Annotated in this window: 18 protein-coding genes; 6 read left to right on the top strand and 12 right to left on the bottom strand. The window is 63.8% G+C overall.

Translation table 11 applies throughout. The annotated features are described in order from the left end of the window. Window positions 1–11: 11 nt before the first annotated feature. The 4 genes from VF716_RS14630 to ispF are packed head-to-tail and all read right to left on the bottom strand — an operon-like array spanning window position 12 to window position 2,945. A complete protein-coding gene (locus VF716_RS14630) occupies window positions 12–647 on the bottom strand; it encodes a protein-L-isoaspartate(D-aspartate) O-methyltransferase (protein ID WP_014596311.1) in 636 nt (211 codons plus the stop codon). A gap of 38 nt (window positions 648–685) precedes the next feature. Then, window positions 686–1,435, bottom strand: coding sequence for a 5'/3'-nucleotidase SurE (gene surE, locus VF716_RS14625; RefSeq protein ID WP_011912731.1), 750 nt, complete (start codon window positions 1,433–1,435; stop codon window positions 686–688). Then, window positions 1,435–2,475 (bottom strand): tRNA pseudouridine(13) synthase TruD, encoded by a 1,041-nt coding sequence (gene truD / locus VF716_RS14620; protein WP_049338995.1) that lies wholly within the window; start codon window positions 2,473–2,475, stop codon window positions 1,435–1,437. Before truD ends, surE begins: the two co-directional genes overlap by 1 nt. Next, window positions 2,472–2,945 (bottom strand): 2-C-methyl-D-erythritol 2,4-cyclodiphosphate synthase, encoded by a 474-nt coding sequence (ispF, locus tag VF716_RS14615; protein ID WP_011912729.1) that lies wholly within the window; start codon window positions 2,943–2,945, stop codon window positions 2,472–2,474. Before ispF ends, truD begins: the two co-directional genes overlap by 4 nt. 2 nt (window positions 2,946–2,947) lie before the next feature. On the opposite strand from ispF, the gene VF716_RS14610 reads away from it, so the two are divergent. The 3 genes from VF716_RS14610 to VF716_RS14600 all read left to right on the top strand — a co-directional run bounded on the left by VF716_RS14610 (window position 2,948) and on the right by VF716_RS14600 (window position 4,516). Next, the gene (locus tag VF716_RS14610) at window positions 2,948–2,998 is read left to right on the top strand and encodes a hypothetical protein (RefSeq protein ID WP_372587615.1); all 51 of its coding nucleotides are present in this window, start codon (window positions 2,948–2,950) and stop codon (window positions 2,996–2,998) included. A gap of 128 nt (window positions 2,999–3,126) precedes the next feature. Next, window positions 3,127–3,429, top strand: a complete 303-nt coding sequence (locus VF716_RS14605) for an ArsR/SmtB family transcription factor (RefSeq protein WP_014596308.1) — start codon at window positions 3,127–3,129, stop codon at window positions 3,427–3,429. Window positions 3,430–3,466: 37 nt separating this feature from the next. Beyond that, window positions 3,467–4,516, top strand: coding sequence for an alkene reductase (locus VF716_RS14600; protein WP_017245784.1), 1,050 nt, complete (start codon window positions 3,467–3,469; stop codon window positions 4,514–4,516). 94 nt (window positions 4,517–4,610) lie between these two features. Here VF716_RS14600 and fghA read toward each other — a convergent pair whose 3' ends face one another. Both fghA and VF716_RS14590 read right to left on the bottom strand, forming a co-directional pair. Beyond that, window positions 4,611–5,456, bottom strand: coding sequence for an S-formylglutathione hydrolase (gene fghA / locus VF716_RS14595; RefSeq protein ID WP_011912727.1), 846 nt, complete (start codon window positions 5,454–5,456; stop codon window positions 4,611–4,613). Between the two features lie 88 nt (window positions 5,457–5,544). Continuing rightward, on the bottom strand, window positions 5,545–6,660 hold the full coding sequence (locus VF716_RS14590) for an S-(hydroxymethyl)glutathione dehydrogenase/class III alcohol dehydrogenase (RefSeq protein ID WP_020308662.1): 1,116 nt from the start codon (window positions 6,658–6,660) through the stop codon (window positions 5,545–5,547). Window positions 6,661–6,811: 151 nt separating this feature from the next. On the opposite strand from VF716_RS14590, the gene VF716_RS14585 reads away from it, so the two are divergent. The 3 genes from VF716_RS14585 to VF716_RS14575 all read left to right on the top strand — a co-directional run bounded on the left by VF716_RS14585 (window position 6,812) and on the right by VF716_RS14575 (window position 9,386). Next, window positions 6,812–7,711 carry a LysR substrate-binding domain-containing protein gene (locus VF716_RS14585; RefSeq protein ID WP_014596304.1) on the top strand — a complete coding sequence of 300 codons (900 nt, stop codon included), beginning with the start codon at window positions 6,812–6,814 and terminating at the stop codon, window positions 7,709–7,711. Between the two features lie 117 nt (window positions 7,712–7,828). Next, window positions 7,829–8,143, top strand: a complete 315-nt coding sequence (locus tag VF716_RS14580; protein ID WP_011912724.1) for an HPF/RaiA family ribosome-associated protein — start codon at window positions 7,829–7,831, stop codon at window positions 8,141–8,143. A gap of 76 nt (window positions 8,144–8,219) precedes the next feature. Continuing rightward, window positions 8,220–9,386 carry a baeRF3 domain-containing protein gene (locus tag VF716_RS14575; RefSeq protein ID WP_014596303.1) on the top strand — a complete coding sequence of 389 codons (1,167 nt, stop codon included), beginning with the start codon at window positions 8,220–8,222 and terminating at the stop codon, window positions 9,384–9,386. 28 nt (window positions 9,387–9,414) lie between these two features. Here the strand turns inward: VF716_RS14575 and ispD are convergent, their stop codons facing one another. The 6 genes from ispD to tilS form a co-directional block, all read right to left on the bottom strand. Then, the gene (ispD, locus tag VF716_RS14570) at window positions 9,415–10,119 is read right to left on the bottom strand and encodes a 2-C-methyl-D-erythritol 4-phosphate cytidylyltransferase (protein WP_013982344.1); all 705 of its coding nucleotides are present in this window, start codon (window positions 10,117–10,119) and stop codon (window positions 9,415–9,417) included. Further along, the gene (gene ftsB / locus VF716_RS14565; RefSeq protein ID WP_013982343.1) at window positions 10,116–10,394 is read right to left on the bottom strand and encodes a cell division protein FtsB; all 279 of its coding nucleotides are present in this window, start codon (window positions 10,392–10,394) and stop codon (window positions 10,116–10,118) included. Before ftsB ends, ispD begins: the two co-directional genes overlap by 4 nt. Window positions 10,395–10,534: 140 nt before the next feature. Further along, a complete protein-coding gene (eno, locus tag VF716_RS14560; protein WP_014596300.1) occupies window positions 10,535–11,824 on the bottom strand; it encodes a phosphopyruvate hydratase in 1,290 nt (429 codons plus the stop codon). Window positions 11,825–11,858: 34 nt separating this feature from the next. Continuing rightward, on the bottom strand, window positions 11,859–12,704 hold the full coding sequence (gene kdsA / locus VF716_RS14555) for a 3-deoxy-8-phosphooctulonate synthase (protein WP_013982341.1): 846 nt from the start codon (window positions 12,702–12,704) through the stop codon (window positions 11,859–11,861). Continuing rightward, entirely contained in the window at window positions 12,701–14,332 is a 1,632-nt protein-coding gene (locus tag VF716_RS14550; RefSeq protein ID WP_011912718.1) for a CTP synthase, read from the bottom strand. Before VF716_RS14550 ends, kdsA begins: the two co-directional genes overlap by 4 nt. Before the next feature lie 167 nt (window positions 14,333–14,499). Then, the gene (gene tilS / locus VF716_RS14545; protein WP_168355695.1) at window positions 14,500–15,789 is read right to left on the bottom strand and encodes a tRNA lysidine(34) synthetase TilS; all 1,290 of its coding nucleotides are present in this window, start codon (window positions 15,787–15,789) and stop codon (window positions 14,500–14,502) included. Between the last annotated feature and the right edge of the window lie 68 nt (window positions 15,790–15,857).

Here is a 15,857-nt window from a genome sequence, read left to right as displayed (position 1 = left end):
CCGCTGAATGATCAAATCACGGGTCCATTGAGCAGCGGCACGAAACGTACGGTATCCAGAAGATGGCGGGAAAAGCCGTTTTCCTCTCGAATGATCAGCATGAGTTGCTGGACCTCGCCGGCCCCCACCGGAATCACCAGGCGCCCACCGGGCGCCAGCTGATCGAGCAAGGCCTGCGGCACATCGGCTGCCGCCGCGGTGACGATGATGCCGTTGTAAGGCGCCAGTGCAGGCCAGCCCTCCCAACCATCGCCCCAGCGAAAGACCACATTGCGCAGCTTGAGTTCGACCAGGCGCTCCTTGGCACGATCCTGCAGCGCCTGGATGCGCTCGACGGAGAACACCCGCTCGACCAGCTGCGCCAGCACGGCGGTCTGATAGCCCGAGCCGGTCCCGATCTCCAGCACCTTGTCCAGCGGGCCGTCGGCCAGCAGCAGCTCGCTCATGCGCGCAACCATGAACGGCTGCGAAATGGTCTGGTTGTGGCCGATGGGCAGCGCCGTGTCCTCGTAGGCGCGATGCGCCAGTGCCTCGTCGACGAACAGATGACGAGGGGTACGGCGGATCACTTCGAGCACATGGGCGTTGGACAGCCCTTCTTCGTAGAGTCGCTGAATCAAGCGGTCACGTGTGCGTTGCGAGGTCATACCCGAGCCGTGGAGCAGGCTGTCTTGTCCGCGATGTCTCACAGCACGTTCTCCAGCCAGCTCTCGAGGCCGTCGAAGGCCTCGCGAAAGGTTCGATCCAGCTGCAACGGGGTGATCGACACGTAGCCCTGCATCACCGCATGGAAATCGGTTCCGGGGCCGCCGTCCTCGACGTCGCCCGCCACGGAGATCCAGTAGCCTTCCTTGCCGCGCGGATTGGCCTGCTTGACCGGCGGCTTGGCCCGACTGCGATGGCCCAGGCGGGTCAGCTGGATGCCACGGATATGATCCAGCGGCAGATTGGGCACATTGACGCTGAGCACCGTGCGCGGCGGCAGCTCGAGCCGATCGTGCTTCTCCACCAGCGCACGCGCGATGTACGCCGCTGTAGAAAGATTGTCGGGCAGGCGCGACAACAACGAGAAGGCAAACGCCGGCCGCCCGGTGAAACGCCCCTCGATGGCCGCAGCGACGGTGCCAGAATAGAGCACGTCATCCCCGAGATTGGCACCGAGGTTGATGCCGGACACCACCATGTCGGGGGTATGTTCGAGCAGGCCATTGAGGCCGAGATGAACGCAATCGGTAGGCGAGCCGTTCAGGCCGATAAAGCCGTTGGGCATGCTTACGGGGTGAAGCGGGCGGTCCAGGGTCAGCGCGCTGCTGGCGCCGCTCATGTCCTGGATCGGGGCTACCACCGTGCACTCGGCATAATCCGCCAGCGCGTCATAAAGCGCGGCGAGCCCGGGCGCATACACCCCGTCGTCGTTGGCGATCAGAATACGCATCAGATGTCCGTCTGCCCTGCCAGGCTGACCAGCTCACGCACCATGGCGGTGGCAAAGCATCCGGTCGGCAGGACGAATTCCAGTTGCAGAATGTCAGGCCCGGGATAATGCCACGACAAACCGCCGATGGGGAGGCGAAGAATGCGCCGTTCGTGCTTCATCCCCGCCTGCGCCAACCAATTGGCGATCGGTTCTTCACTTGCAGCCACTGCATCTTCGAGCGCCTGGATCTCGGCGCCCGCCGGCGAGCCCCCTTCACCCCAAAGCGGGCCAGTGGGATGCAGGTCGAGGATCGCCAGACGCGGATCGCTGCACTCCGCCTCTGCGGCGGGAAAGAAACTGCGGCTGTCGGTGAACGCCAGCAGGTCCCCTACCCGCGCCTCGGCCCAGCTGCCATCGGCGACACGCTGGGCCAGCACGCGATTGAACAGGTAGCTGCGCCCCGCCGAAAGCAGACGCGAACGCAGGTTGCGCTGAACCGGCAGCTCGGCCTTGGCGGCGAAATCACGGGCACCAAGGAGGTTGCCACCTTCATAGCCGAAACGTTGCAGACCGAAGTAGTTCGGCACGCCCTGCGCCCTGATCCGCTCCAGCCGCGCATCGAGCTGCGCGTGATCGGCGTGCAGATCGGTCAGGCGCAGGCGAAAGCCATTGGCCGAATGTGCGCCGCGCTGCAGCTTGCGCTGATGGCGAACGCGCTGGAGCAGCCGCAGGCTGTCATCTTCGGCGGCAGCCAGATCGGGGTCGGCCTTGCCCGGCAAATGCAGGCTGAACCACTGCCGGGTCAGCGCCTGACGATCCTTCAGGCCCGCATAGCTGATCAGCTTCAGTGGCACGCCGGCAGCACGGGCGATGCGCTTGGCGGCCTCCTCGGTGTTGAGGTTGCGCTTTTCCACCCAGAGCCAGAGGTGCTCGCCCTCCCCCGACAGCGGGATGTCCAGCACCTCGTCGACCTGGAAGTCCTCGGCGACCGCCTTGAGCACAGCGCTGCCACAAGGCTCGCCGTGGGCACGCGGGCCGAGCAGCTGATCCTCGGTCATGGGCGAACCAGCAGGGCGACCGCGTGCACGGCGATCCCTTCCTCGCGCCCGGTAAAGCCGAGCTTCTCCGTGGTGGTGGCCTTGACGTTGACCTGATCCAGCTCCACCTGCAGATCTGCGGCGATCAACGCGCGCATGCGCTCGATATGCGGCGCCATCTTCGGGGCCTGGGCGACGATGGTGGCATCGACATTGCCGACCACATACCCCTTGGCCTGCACCTGCGCCAGTACATGGCGCAGCAGTGCGCGGCTGTCGGCGCCCTTGAACTGCGGGTCAGTGTCCGGGAAATGCTTGCCGATATCCCCCAGCGCCGCGGCACCGAGCAGCGCGTCGCTCAGGGCATGCAACAGCACGTCACCGTCGGAATGGGCGAGCAGCCCGAACCTGTGTGGAATCCGCACGCCGCCAAGCGTGATGTGGTCGCCTTCGCCGAAGCGGTGCACGTCGTAACCGTGGCCGATACGCATAGATCAAACACCCTGGAATAACTCGAGGCGGCGATTCTACAGGAGCCGGATGACCCCGGGCGGATCGTCACGGTCCGCTCGATCATCGACCTCGACGATATGCACCATCAGCCGAATCGATCTTGTATCGCCAGTTGGCGATATATAGTTCGTCTCAATCCGATACAGGCAGCCGAAACTCATGCCGGACGACTTCGACGACATCATCAAGGCCCTCGCCCATCCGCTGCGCCGCGACATTCTGCGTTGGCTCAAGGAGCCGCAGCGCTATTTCGCCGCGCAGCACCATTCGCTGGAGAACGGCGTGTGCGCCGGCCAGATCGACCAGCGCGCCGGCCTGTCGCAGTCCACCGTTTCGGCTCACCTGGCGACCCTGCAGAAGGCCGGGCTGGTCACCTGCCAGAAAGTCGGCCAGTGGCACTTCTTCAAGCGCAACGACGCAGTCATCCAGACCTTCATCGAGCGCATCGGCCAGGAACTCTGAGCCTTTTCTCGCACCACCACACAGGAGCGGTATCGCTATGCCCACGCTTTTCGACCCGATCAAGATCGGCGACCTGGAACTGAACAACCGCATCATCATGGCGCCGCTGACCCGCTGCCGCGCCGAGCCTGGCCGCGTGCCCGGCGATCTGATCGCCGAGTACTATGCCCAGCGCGCCGACGCCGGCCTGATCATCAGCGAGGCCACCTCGGTCACGCCGATGGGTGTGGGCTATCCGGACACTCCGGGCATCTGGTCGGCCGAGCAGGTCCAGGGCTGGAAGAAGGTCACCGACGCCGTGCATGCCAAAGGTGGCAAGATCGTCCTGCAGCTCTGGCATGTCGGCCGTATCTCCGATCCGCTCTACCTCGACGGCCAGTTGCCGGTCGCCCCCAGTGCCCTCAAACCCGCGGGCCATGTCAGCCTGGTCCGTCCGAAGAAGGATTACGAGACCCCGCGCGCGCTGGAGATCGACGAAATCCCCGGCATCATCGAGGCCTACCGCAAGGGGGCGGAGAATGCCAAGGAAGCCGGTTTCGACGGGGTCGAGATCCATGGCGCCAACGGCTATCTGCTCGATCAGTTCCTGCAGGACAGCACCAACAAGCGCACCGACGCCTACGGTGGCTCACTGGAAAACCGTGCACGACTGCTGCTGGAAGTGACCGATGCCGCCGTCTCCGTATGGGGCGCCGGGCGCGTCGGAGTGCATCTGGCGCCGCGTGCCGACTCCCATGACATGGGCGATTCCAACCGTGCCGAGACCTTCGGCTACGTTGCACGTGAACTGGGCAAGCGCGGCATCGCCTTCATCTGCACCCGCGAGAAGGCCGGTGAAGACAGCCTCGGCCCACAGCTCAAGCAGCTCTTCGGTGGCGTCTACATCGCCAACGAACGCTTTACCAAGGAGCAAGGCAACGCCTGGCTGGCGGAAGGCAAGGCCGATGCGGTGGCCTTCGGCATTCCGTACATCGCCAATCCGGATCTGGTCGAGCGCCTGCGTCGGGATGCACCGCTGAACGAGCCCAAGCCCGAGCTGTTCTATGCCCAGGGCCCGGACGGCTACACCGATTATCCGTCGCTCTAAGCTCCTGGCGATGGAAAGGCCCGAGCGGCATGTCCGCTCGGGCCTTTTTTGTGGCTGACGTTTCTGGCAGTCGGCGCGAGCGCCGTTGCCCACCCTACGCCGTCAACGCCTCGGCATGATGGCGCAGGTGATCATCGATAAAGCTGGCAATGAAGTAGTAGCTGTGGTCGTAGCCCGGCTGGATGCGCAGCGTCAGCGGGTGCCCGACAGCGTCCGCAGCGGCACGCAGCGCTTGCGGCTTGAGCTGGCCGTCCATGAAGTCATCGCGGTCGCCCTGGTCCACCAGCAGCGGTAGCCGCTCGCTGGCTTCGGCGATCAGCGCGCAGGCATCCCACTCCCGCCAGCGCGAACGGTCCGCGCCCAGATAGCGGCTGAACGCTTTTTCTCCCCAGGGACAGTTGATCGGGTTGCTGATGGGCGCAAAGGCCGATACCGAGCGATAGCGGCCAGGATTTTTCAGCGCGCAGATGAGCGCCCCGTGTCCGCCCATGGAGTGCCCGCTGATGCCGCGGCGGTCGGAGACCGGGAAGTTGGCCTCGACCAGTGCCGGCAGTTCCTCGACGACGTAGTCGTACATCCGGTAGTGCTGGGCCCAGGGCTCTTGCGTCGCATTGAGATAAAAGCCCGCGCCCAGGCCGAAATCCCAGGCGCCGTCGGCGTCATCCGGCACGCCTGGGCCACGCGGGCTGGTGTCCGGCGCGACGATGATCAGACCGAGCTCGGCCGCCATGCGTAGAGCTCCGGCCTTCTGCATGAAATTTTCGTCGGTGCAGGTCAAGCCGGACAGCCAGTACAGCACCGGCAGTTTTTCACCCTGCTCGGCCTGCGGCGGCAGGAACACGGCAAATACCATGTCGCAGTTCAGGGCGTTGGAGCGGTGGCGGTAGCGCTTGTGCCAGCCACCGAAGCTCTTGTTGCTGGAAACGATTTCAGGGGTCATGAGCGGCCTCGCGCAAGGTGGAAACCGCACGGGCCTCCACGGTCGAGGTGGACAAGCCGCCGAACGACGGCGTTATCCACCCAGGGGATCAGAAGTGAATGACGGTCCGGATGCTCTTGCCTTCATGCATCAGGTCGAACGCTTCGTTGATCTTGTCCAGCGGCATGTTGTGGGTGATGAAGGTGTCCAGCGGAATCTCGCCGCTCTGCGCCTTCTCCACATAGCTCGGCAGCTCGGTACGCCCCTTCACACCGCCAAACGCCGAGCCGCGCCAGACGCGCCCGGTGACCAGCTGAAACGGACGCGTGCTGATTTCCTGGCCCGCGCCGGCGACACCGATGATGGTCGACTCGCCCCAACCCTTGTGACAGCACTCCAGCGCTGCGCGCATCAGCTGCACATTGCCAACGCATTCAAAGGAATAGTCGACACCGCCATCGGTCATCTCGACGATTACCTCTTGAATCGGCTTGTCGTGATCCTTCGGATTGACGAAATCGGTGGCGCCCAGCTCTTCGGCAATAGCGAACTTGCCCGGGTTGATGTCGATGGCAATGATCCGGCTGGCCTTGGCCATCTTCGCACCGATGATCGCCGCCAGGCCGATGCCACCCAGGCCGAAGATCGCCACGGTAGCGCCTTCCTCCACCTTGGCGGTGTTCAGTACGGCACCGATCCCGGTGGTCACGCCGCAGCCCAGCAGGCAGACCTTTTCCAGCGGCGCCTCCTTGGGAATCTTGGCTACCGAGACTTCCGGCAGCACGGTGTACTCGGAGAAGGTCGAGCAGCCCATGTAGTGGTAAATCGGCTCGCCGTTGTAGCTGAAGCGCGTGGTGCCATCGGGCATCAGACCCTTGCCCTGGGTAGCACGCACGGAGCTGCACAGGTTGGTCTTGCCGGACTTGCAGAACTTGCACTCCCGGCATTCGGCGGTATAGAGCGGGATCACGTGATCGCCGACCGCCACCGAGGTGACACCCTCGCCTACGGCCTCGACGATCCCGCCGCCCTCGTGACCAAGAATGCAGGGAAAGACACCTTCAGAATCCTCCCCCGAAAGCGTGTAGGCGTCGGTATGACAGACACCGGTGGCCACGATACGGATCAGGACCTCGCCGGCCTTGGGCGGAGCGACATCCACTTCGACGATCTGCAGGGGCTGGTTGGGGCCGAAGGCAACGGCCGCGCGCGACTTGATGGTCATGAACATCACTCGACTGTGTGGAAAGCAGAGAGTGTAATTCACGCTCATTCAGGGATTGATGGATGATTCTGGAAAACATTGTTGCCGTACAGGGATAATCCGACGAATACTGAATCTTGTGCGTCGATAAACCTGCCTCAAGGAGGTGAGCATGAACCGCTGGGAAGGGCTCGACGAATTCGTCGCGGTTGTGGAATGCGGCAGTTTCATGCGCGCCGCCGAACGTCTGCGGGCGTCGTCCTCCCATGTCAGCCGCCAGATCGCCCGTCTGGAAGAGCGCCTGCAGGCCCGCCTGCTCTACCGCACCACTCGCCGCGTGTCGCTGACCGAAGCCGGTCATACCTTTTTCGCGCGCTGCCAGCGCTTGATCGAAGAGCGCGACGATGCCTTTCTCGCCATCAGCGACCTGCACAGTGCCCCCACCGGACTGCTGCGCATGACCGCCGCGGTGGCCTACGGCGAGCGCTTCATCGTGCCGCTGGTGAATGAATTCATGGCGCGGCATCCACAGCTGCGCGTCGACATCGAACTGTCCAACCGCACACTCGATCTGGTGCAGGAAGGCTATGACCTGGCGATCCGTCTCGGCAAACTCGGCGAGTCCCGCCTGGTGGCCACGCGGATCGCGCCGCGGGCCATGTACCTGTGCGCCGCACCGGGCTATCTGGAGCGCTACGGTCGGCCCCATACGCTCTCAGAACTGGCACGGCACAACTGCCTGATCGGCACCAGCGACGTCTGGTCGTTCCAGTCCGACGGGCGCGAGCAGCACTTCAAGCCCAGCGGCAACTGGCGCTGCAATAGCGGCCAGGCGGTGCTGGATGCCGCATTGCGTGGCTTCGGCCTGTGCCAGTTGCCGGACTACTACGTGCTCGAACCGCTGCGCCGGGGTGAGCTGGTCTCGCTGCTCGAGGCCAACCAGCCTCCGGACACCGCCGTGTGGGCGGTGTATCCGCAGCGGCGCTACCCGCTGCCCAAGGTCAGGTTGCTCGTCGAGGCGCTCAAGGTCGGTCTCGCCGCGCGCCCGGAGTACCGCGGCGGGCAAAGCTGAACAAAGGTTGAACCGCGCGTCTGAGGTCCGCGCCGAGGTGGAACCCGTCTTAATCCGCCACGTCGTACCTTCTGTAGCCGCAGCTCGTCGTGCGGCGCCGCAAATCAGGAGGAAACCATGCAGGTTCTGGTGAACAGCAACCACAGCATCAGCGTTACCGCCGATCTCGAAGAGCGAATCAAGGCGACGGTGGAGACCGAGCTGGACCGCTTCGACGATCATCTGACCCGCGTCGAAGTCCATCTCAACGACGAGAACAGCAACAAGAGCGGACCGCATGACAAACGCTGCCAGATGGAAGCGCGCGTCAAGGGCCACGACCCGATTTCCGCCACCCACAAGGCCGAAACCCTGGACCTCGCCATCAACGGCGCCGCGGAGAAACTGAACCACGCGCTCAGTCACGCCCTGGACAAGCTCAACCGCCACTGACCTGGCCCATCGTTGGCCATTGAGTGGCCATCGACATCTCTGCGAGGGACCGAACCACAGCAACTGGAGGCCACGCATGAACCGACTGCTCGATCGTGAAACCCTTACCCAACTGCTGAAACACCGGAACGGGCCCTGCCTCTCCCTGTACCAGCCGACTCATCGCAGCTTTCCGGAACGCCAGCAGGACCCGATCCGCTTCAAGCAACTGGTCAAGCAACTGGAAGAATCCCTCAAGCAGCAGGGCCATGCCGAACAGGCACGCAGCCTGCTCGAGCCGTTCCATGCACTGATCGACAACAACGACTTCTGGAACCACAACCTCGATGGCCTCGCAGCCTTCGCTGCCAAGGACTATTTCCAGGTCTATCGCCTGCAACGTAGCGTGCCGGAAATGGCGGTGGCCAATGCGCGCATGCACCTCAAGCCGCTGGTTCGCATCGCCCAGTCAGCTGATCGCTTCCAGATCCTCTGCCTCTCGCGTGACTCGGTGCGCCTGTTCGAGGGCAACCGCGACGCGCTCGATGAGGTGCACCTGCACGAAGCGGTGCCCAAGACACTCGCGGACGCCTTGGGCGGCGATCTCACCGAAAAGGGCCAGAGCGGTTTTCCCCAGGGCTACAGCCGTGCCAGTGAACGTGGCGACCCGATGCAGGTGGAAGCAGGCGGCAGCGGCAAGCAGGCGGAGATCGATCGCGACCGCGACCGCTATTTCCGTGAGGTGGACCGGGCCATCATCGAGCACCACTCGAGAGCCTCGGGACTGCCGTTGATTCTCGCCGCGCTGCCGGAGCAGCAACCCCACTTCCGCCGCATCAGCCATAACGAGAACCTGCTGCCGGAAGGCATCGAGATCGGCCAGAGCACGCTGAGCCTCCAGGAATTGCGCGAGAAGAGCTGGATGGTGATGCAGCCGCGTTACCTCAAGCGCCTGGAAGGTCTGCTCGACCAGTTCGGCGCGTCCCATGGCCAAGGCCTGGCGTCGGATCAGCTCGAGGACATCGGCCAGGCCACGCGTCAGGGCCGCGTCGCGACGCTTCTGGTGGAAGCCGAGCGGCAGATACCGGGGCACGTCGACCGTAACGATGGCACGGCCACAGCTGCCAACGAGGATGAGGTCAACACGCCGGACCTGCTCGACGAACTGACGATCTGGACGCTGGAGCAAGGTGGCGATGTGGTCGTGGTGCCGACCGAGCGCATGCCAACCGGCACGGGTGCCGCGGCGATCTATCGTTTCTGACGAGGATGGCGGGCAGACTTGCCCGCCATCACTGACGACCGGTATTCCAGCACTGCGCGAGCCAGCGCAGATCTTCGGGGCGGGTTACCTTGAGGTTATCCGCTCTCCCCTCCACCAGCTTCGGCGAATACCCCGCCCACTCGATGGCGGACGCCTCATCGGTAACCGGCACGCCATCGCCAAGCGCCGCGCCCAGCGCGTCGCGCAGCATTCCGAGGCGGAACATCTGCGGTGTGAAAGCTTGCCAGATAACGCTGCGATCCACGGTTTCCGCGACGCGTCCGTCCGCGTCCGCACGCTTGAGCGTATCCCGCGCAGGTACTGCGAGCAGCCCACCGACCGGGTCCGCCGCCAGCTCGTGCAAGAGCTTGTCCAAGTCCTCCCGGGCGAGGTTAGGCCGAGCGGCGTCGTGCACCAGCACCCAGTCCTGGTCAGCAGCGCCCATCAGGCCGAGACGCTGCAGGCCGCTGAGCACGGAATCGCACCGCTCACGACCACCAGGCGCGCGCTGGATGCGTGGGTCACTGGCGCAGGGGAGCCCCGGCCAGTACGGATCGTCGGCCGCGACACAGACCACCAATCCGGCGAGTGTCGGATGGTCGAGGAAACAATCGAGGGTGTGTTCGATGATGCAGCGCCCGGCTACCTGCAGGTACTGCTTGGGGCGATCGGCGCGCATCCGGCTGCCAACGCCGGCTGCCGGAATCACCACCCAGAATGCAGGCTGGCTCATTCTATAAGCTGGTAGAGGGTTTCACCCTCTTTGACCATGCCGAGCTCCTGACGGGCGCGCTCCTCGACGGTCTCCATGCCCTGCTTGAGCTCCAGCACTTCGGCTTCCAGGATTCGATTGCGCTCCAGCAACCGCTCGTTTTCACCCTGCTGATCGGCGATCTGCTTGTTCAGGCTGTTGACCTGCGCCAAGCTGCCCTCGCCTACCCAAAGACGATACTGCAGCCCGCCAAGAAGCAGCAGCAGAACAACGAACAACCAGTAGGGGCGACGCATAGCAGGCATGAAACGACTTCGGCTGTGATTCGGGTATCGGAACGCCATCGGCGTCGCCGGTGCAACAATGATTGCGCCGGCACGACGCCGATTGAAACAAAAAAGGGCGACTCGCGCCGCCCTTTTTTAATGCCGCAGGATCAGCCGCGGAATTCGGCGCGCCCCTTGTATGGCGCCTTGCCTGCCAGCTGCTCTTCGATACGCAGCAGCTGGTTGTACTTCGACACGCGGTCGGAGCGGCACAGCGAACCGGTCTTGATCTGACCAGCGGCAGTGCCTACGGCCAGGTCAGCGATGGTGCTGTCTTCGGTCTCACCGGAACGGTGCGAGATCACCGCGGTATAGCCGGCCGCCTTGGCCATCTGGATGGCCTCCAGGGTTTCGGTCAGCGAGCCGATCTGGTTGAACTTGATCAGGATCGAATTGCCGATGCCCTTCTCGATGCCTTCCTTGAGGATCTTGGTATTGGTCACGAACAGATCGTCACCGACCAGCTGGACCTTTTCGCCGATCTTGTCGGTCAGCGCCTTCCAGCCAGCCCAATCGGATTCGTCCATGCCGTCTTCGATGGAGATGATCGGGTAGCGCTGGGTCAGGCCCGCCAGGTAATCGGCGAAGCCCTCGGCGTCGAACACCTTGCCCTCACCGGCCAGGTCGTACTTGCCGTCCTTGTAGAACTCGCTGGAAGCGCAGTCCAGCGCCAGGGTAACGTCGGTGCCCAGCTTGTAGCCGGCCTTCTCGACCGCCTCGGCGATGGCACCCAGCGCATCCTCGTTGGAAGCCAGGTTCGGCGCGAAGCCACCTTCGTCGCCCACGGCGGTGTTCAGGCCACGGCCCTTCAGCACGGCTTTCAGGTGATGAAAGATCTCGGCGCCCATGCGCAGCGCGTCGGCGAACGTCTTGGCGCCAACCGGCTGAACCATGAATTCCTGGATGTCGACGTTGTTGTCTGCGTGCTCGCCGCCATTGATGATGTTCATCATCGGCACCGGCATCGAGTACTGGCCGGGAGTGCCGTTGAGGTCGGCAATGTGCGCGTAGAGCGGCACGCCCTTGGCCTGGGCAGCGGCCTTGGCGGCAGCCAGGGACACGGCGAGGATGGCGTTGGCGCCCAGCTTGGCCTTGTTCTCGGTGCCGTCGAGCTCGATCATCGCCTGATCCAGAGCCTTCTGATCGGCCGGATCCTTGCCCAGCAGCAAATCGCGAATCGGCCCGTTGACGTTGCCCACGGCCTTCAGCACACCCTTGCCCAGGTAACGGCTCTTGTCGCCATCGCGCAGTTCCAGAGCCTCGCGGGAGCCGGTGGATGCACCGGACGGCGCGCAGGCGCTGCCGATGATGCCGTTATCGAGGATCACATCGGCTTCCACGGTGGGGTTGCCGCGGGAGTCGAGAACTTCACGCCCCTTGATGTCGACGATCTTTGCCATTGTTGTTAACACTCCATAGATAGCTGCAAGGCTTTCAAGCAGTTTCGATTGGCGGGAAATTCTTGACCAGATCATCCAGCTGCTTGAGCTGGGTGAGGAAAGCTTCGAGCTTGTTCAGGCGCAGCGCGCACGGGCCGTCGCACTTGGCATTGTCAGGATCCGGGTGCGCTTCCAGGAACAGCCCGGCCAGCCCCTGGGACAGGCCGGCCTTGGCCAGATCGGTGACCTGGGCACGACGACCACCGGCCGAGTCGGCGCGACCGCCGGGCATCTGCAGGGCATGGGTGACGTCAAAGAACACCGGATACTCGAACTGCTTCATGATGCCGAAGCCGAGCATGTCGACGACCAGGTTGTTGTAACCGAAGGACGAGCCACGTTCGCAAAGAATCAGCTGGTCGTTGCCGGCCTCCTCGCACTTCTTGAGGATGTGCTTCATCTCCTGCGGTGCGAGGAACTGTGCTTTCTTGATGTTGATCACCGCACCGGTCTTGGCCATCGCCACCACCAGGTCGGTCTGCCGCGAGAGGAAGGCCGGGAGCTGGATGATGTCGCAGACATCGGCCACCGGCTGCGCCTGCCACGGCTCATGTACGTCGGTGATGACCGGCACGCCGAAGGTCTTCTTCACTTCCTCGAAGATCTTCATCCCCTCTTCCAGACCCGGGCCGCGGAACGAAGTGATCGAGGAGCGGTTGGCCTTGTCGAAGCTCGCCTTGAAAACGTAAGGAATGCCGAGCTTCTCGGTCACCCGCACGTACTCTTCGCAGGCCTGCATGGCCAGGTCACGGGACTCGAGGACATTGATGCCACCGAACAGCACGAACGGCTTGTCGTTCGCGATCTCGATGTTGCCTACGCGGATGGTCTTCTGACTCATGCCTTCTTCGCCTTGTATTCCAGCGCTGCGTTGACGAAACCGCTGAACAGCGGGTGACCATCGCGTGGCGTGGACGTGAATTCAGGGTGGAACTGGCAGGCGACGAACCACGGATGATCCGGAGCCTCGACCACTTCCACCAGCGCACCGTCTCCGGAGCGCCCGGTAATCTTCAGTCCGGCTGCCTGCAGTTGCGGCAGCAGGTTGTTGTTCACTTCGTAGCGATGACGGTGGCGCTCGACGATGCGCTCCTTGCCGTAGCATTCGAATACCTTCGAGCCCGGTTCAAGGCCGCATTCCTGAGCACCCAGACGCATGGTGCCGCCCAGGTCGGAGGCTTCGGTGCGCACTTCGGTGTTGCCGGAGGCGTCGGCCCATTCGGTGATCAGACCAACCACCGGGTGACCGCTGTCCTTGTCGAACTCGGTGGAGTTGGCATCCGACCAGCCCAGCACATCGCGAGCGAACTCGATGACCGCAACCTGCATGCCCAGGCAGATACCCAGGTAGGGGATCTTGTTCTCGCGGGCATAGCGCACGGTGGCGATTTTGCCCTCCACGCCACGCAGGCCGAAACCGCCTGGCACGAGGATGGCATCGACACCTTCGAGCAGACCGGTGCCCTGGTTCTCGATATCCTCGGAGTCGATGTAACGCAGGTTCACCTTGGTCCGGCTCTGGATGCCAGCGTGGCTCATCGCCTCGATCAGAGATTTGTAGGCGTCCAGAAGTTCCATGTACTTGCCGACCATGGCGATGTTGACTTCCTTCTCTGGATGCAGCTTGGCATCGACGACACGATCCCATTCGGAGAGATCGGCGCCACGGCATTCGAGACCGAAACGTTCGACGACATAGTCATCGAGGCCCTGGGCGTGCAGGATGCCCGGAATCTTGTAGATGGTATCGGCGTCCGGCAGGCTGATCACCGCACGCTCTTCGACGTTGGTAAACAGCGCAATCTTGCGCCGCGAAGACACGTCGATGGCGCGATCGGAGCGGCAGACCAGCACGTCCGGCTGCAGGCCGATGGAGCGCAGCTCCTTCACCGAATGCTGGGTTGGCTTGGTCTTGGTTTCGCCGGCGGTGGCGATGTAAGGCACCAGCGTCAGGTGCATCAGCATGGCGCGCTTGGCGCCGACTTCCACGCGCAACTGGCGGATGGCCTCGAGGAAGGGTTGCGACTCGATGTCGCCCACCGTACCGCCGACCTCCACCAGGGCCACGTCGGCGTCGCCGGCACCCTTGATGATGCGACGCTTGATCTCGTCGGTGATGTGCGGGATGACCTGGATGGTTGCGCCCAGGTAGTCGCCCCGGCGCTCACGGCGCAGCACGTCTTCGTAGACGCGACCGGTGGTGAAGTTGTTGTTCTGGGTCATGCGGGTGCGGATGAACCGCTCGTAGTGCCCCAGATCGAGGTCGGTCTCGGCGCCGTCATGGGTGACGAACACCTCACCGTGCTGGAACGGGCTCATGGTGCCCGGATCGACGTTGATGTAAGGGTCCAGTTTGAGCATCGTGACCTTCAGGCCCCGCGCCTCCAGGATGGCCGCCAATGAAGCCGAGGCGATGCCTTTCCCCAATGAAGAAACAACACCACCCGTGACGAAGATGTAGCGCGTCATGAAAAACCCTAGAAGTCTGCGTTAAGCGGCCGGCGCCGCCGGGGGAAAGCGAAGGTGCCATTGCGCGGATCGGCAATAGCGCAACTGCCACGGATTCGAAGAAACCGCAGAAGCTGTATTGAGACGGGAGCGTAGTCTACCGGAAAGGCCCTATCAGCTCAAACCACTTAGCAGCCCGGCGCGCACCAATTCAGGGCGCACCGGCCAGCGCTCAGTTGCGGCAGATTGGCCACGGCGACCAACTCGCCATTGCAATACAGCAGCGGCAGGCGCTTTCGGGCGAACGCAGGCACCGCGGCTTCATTCAGCAGGCGCTTGAGATCGCGCCGGCCGCGACCGGACACAGCCATGACTTCACCGCCGCTTCGATAGCGAATCTGCAGCCTGCCAATGGGCGGCGCCCCCTCTAGCCGAAGCGAGCCATTGCCGGGAAGCTGCAGCTCGACGGACGGGTCGGGCCAGTCAACCGGCCCACTAACAGAGGCAAGCCAGCCGTCCGGCAGCCACCAGACGCGCTCGCCACTGCGCTGGAGCTCGCCACCTTCCAGCCGCCAGCGAGGCGTGGCATCTGGCTTGGCGTCACGCAGACACTCCCAGCCGGCCCAGTGATTCTCATCCGGCGCCAAGGTCAGCCCTGCCAGCCAATGGCGCAGCGCATTACGCTGCCGCGCCGATGTCAGCTCGCGCAGCGGCGCTAGCGCGAGGCTCGGCAGGTTCAACCATCGGCAATCGCTGCCAGCCTGCGCCGCGGCGAGATCCTGCTGCGCAAGCTCGTCGAGCAAGTGCTGCGCCTCGGCCATAAGCGCGGCGGTACGCGCCAGGTTGGACGCCGCCCGAGGCCAGCGCTGCTGTAGCAAAGGCAAGACCTGCCGACGCAGAAAGTTGCGTGAATACTCCAGCTGCTGATTGCTGGGATCCTCGACCCAGGCGAGACCGTTGGCACGCGCATAATCCTCCAACTCGGCCCGGGAGACCTCCAGCAACGGCCGAACCAGGCTGCCGCGCCCCATCGATCGCACATCCGGCATCGCCGCCAGCCCGCGCACACCGGCGCCGCGCAACAGGCGGAACAGCAGCGTCTCGGCCTGGTCATCGCGGTGCTGCCCGGTCAGCAGCAGCTCACCCTCCCCTACACAGGCGCTGAACGCCTGGTAGCGGGCATCGCGCGCAGCCCGCTCCAGACTGGCACCGGGAACCACCCGCACACGCACGATTTCCAGCGTGACGCCGAGCTGGTCGCAGACTCGCTGACAGTGTGCCGGCCAGTGATCACCAGCGGCTTGCAGGCCATGATGCACATGGATCGCACGAATCACCGGCAGCGCCTGACGCTCAGACAGCCGCGTCAACGCATGCAGCAAAACGGTGGAGTCGAGACCGCCGGAGAACGCCACCCACCACGCCGATGAGCTGCGCCACGGAGCAAGACGGGAAAGGAGAAGGGAATCGAGGGACATGCGGGCGCTTCGAAAATCGAGAATGCCGGCAAGCATAAGGCTCAGGAGCGAAAGCCGCGAGCGAAGGC

This window comes from Stutzerimonas sp. Brlt_14 (assembly GCF_051948915.1).
Lineage (GTDB): Bacteria > Pseudomonadota > Gammaproteobacteria > Pseudomonadales > Pseudomonadaceae > Stutzerimonas > Stutzerimonas stutzeri.
This window is presented reverse-complemented; position numbering and strand designations above follow the sequence as displayed.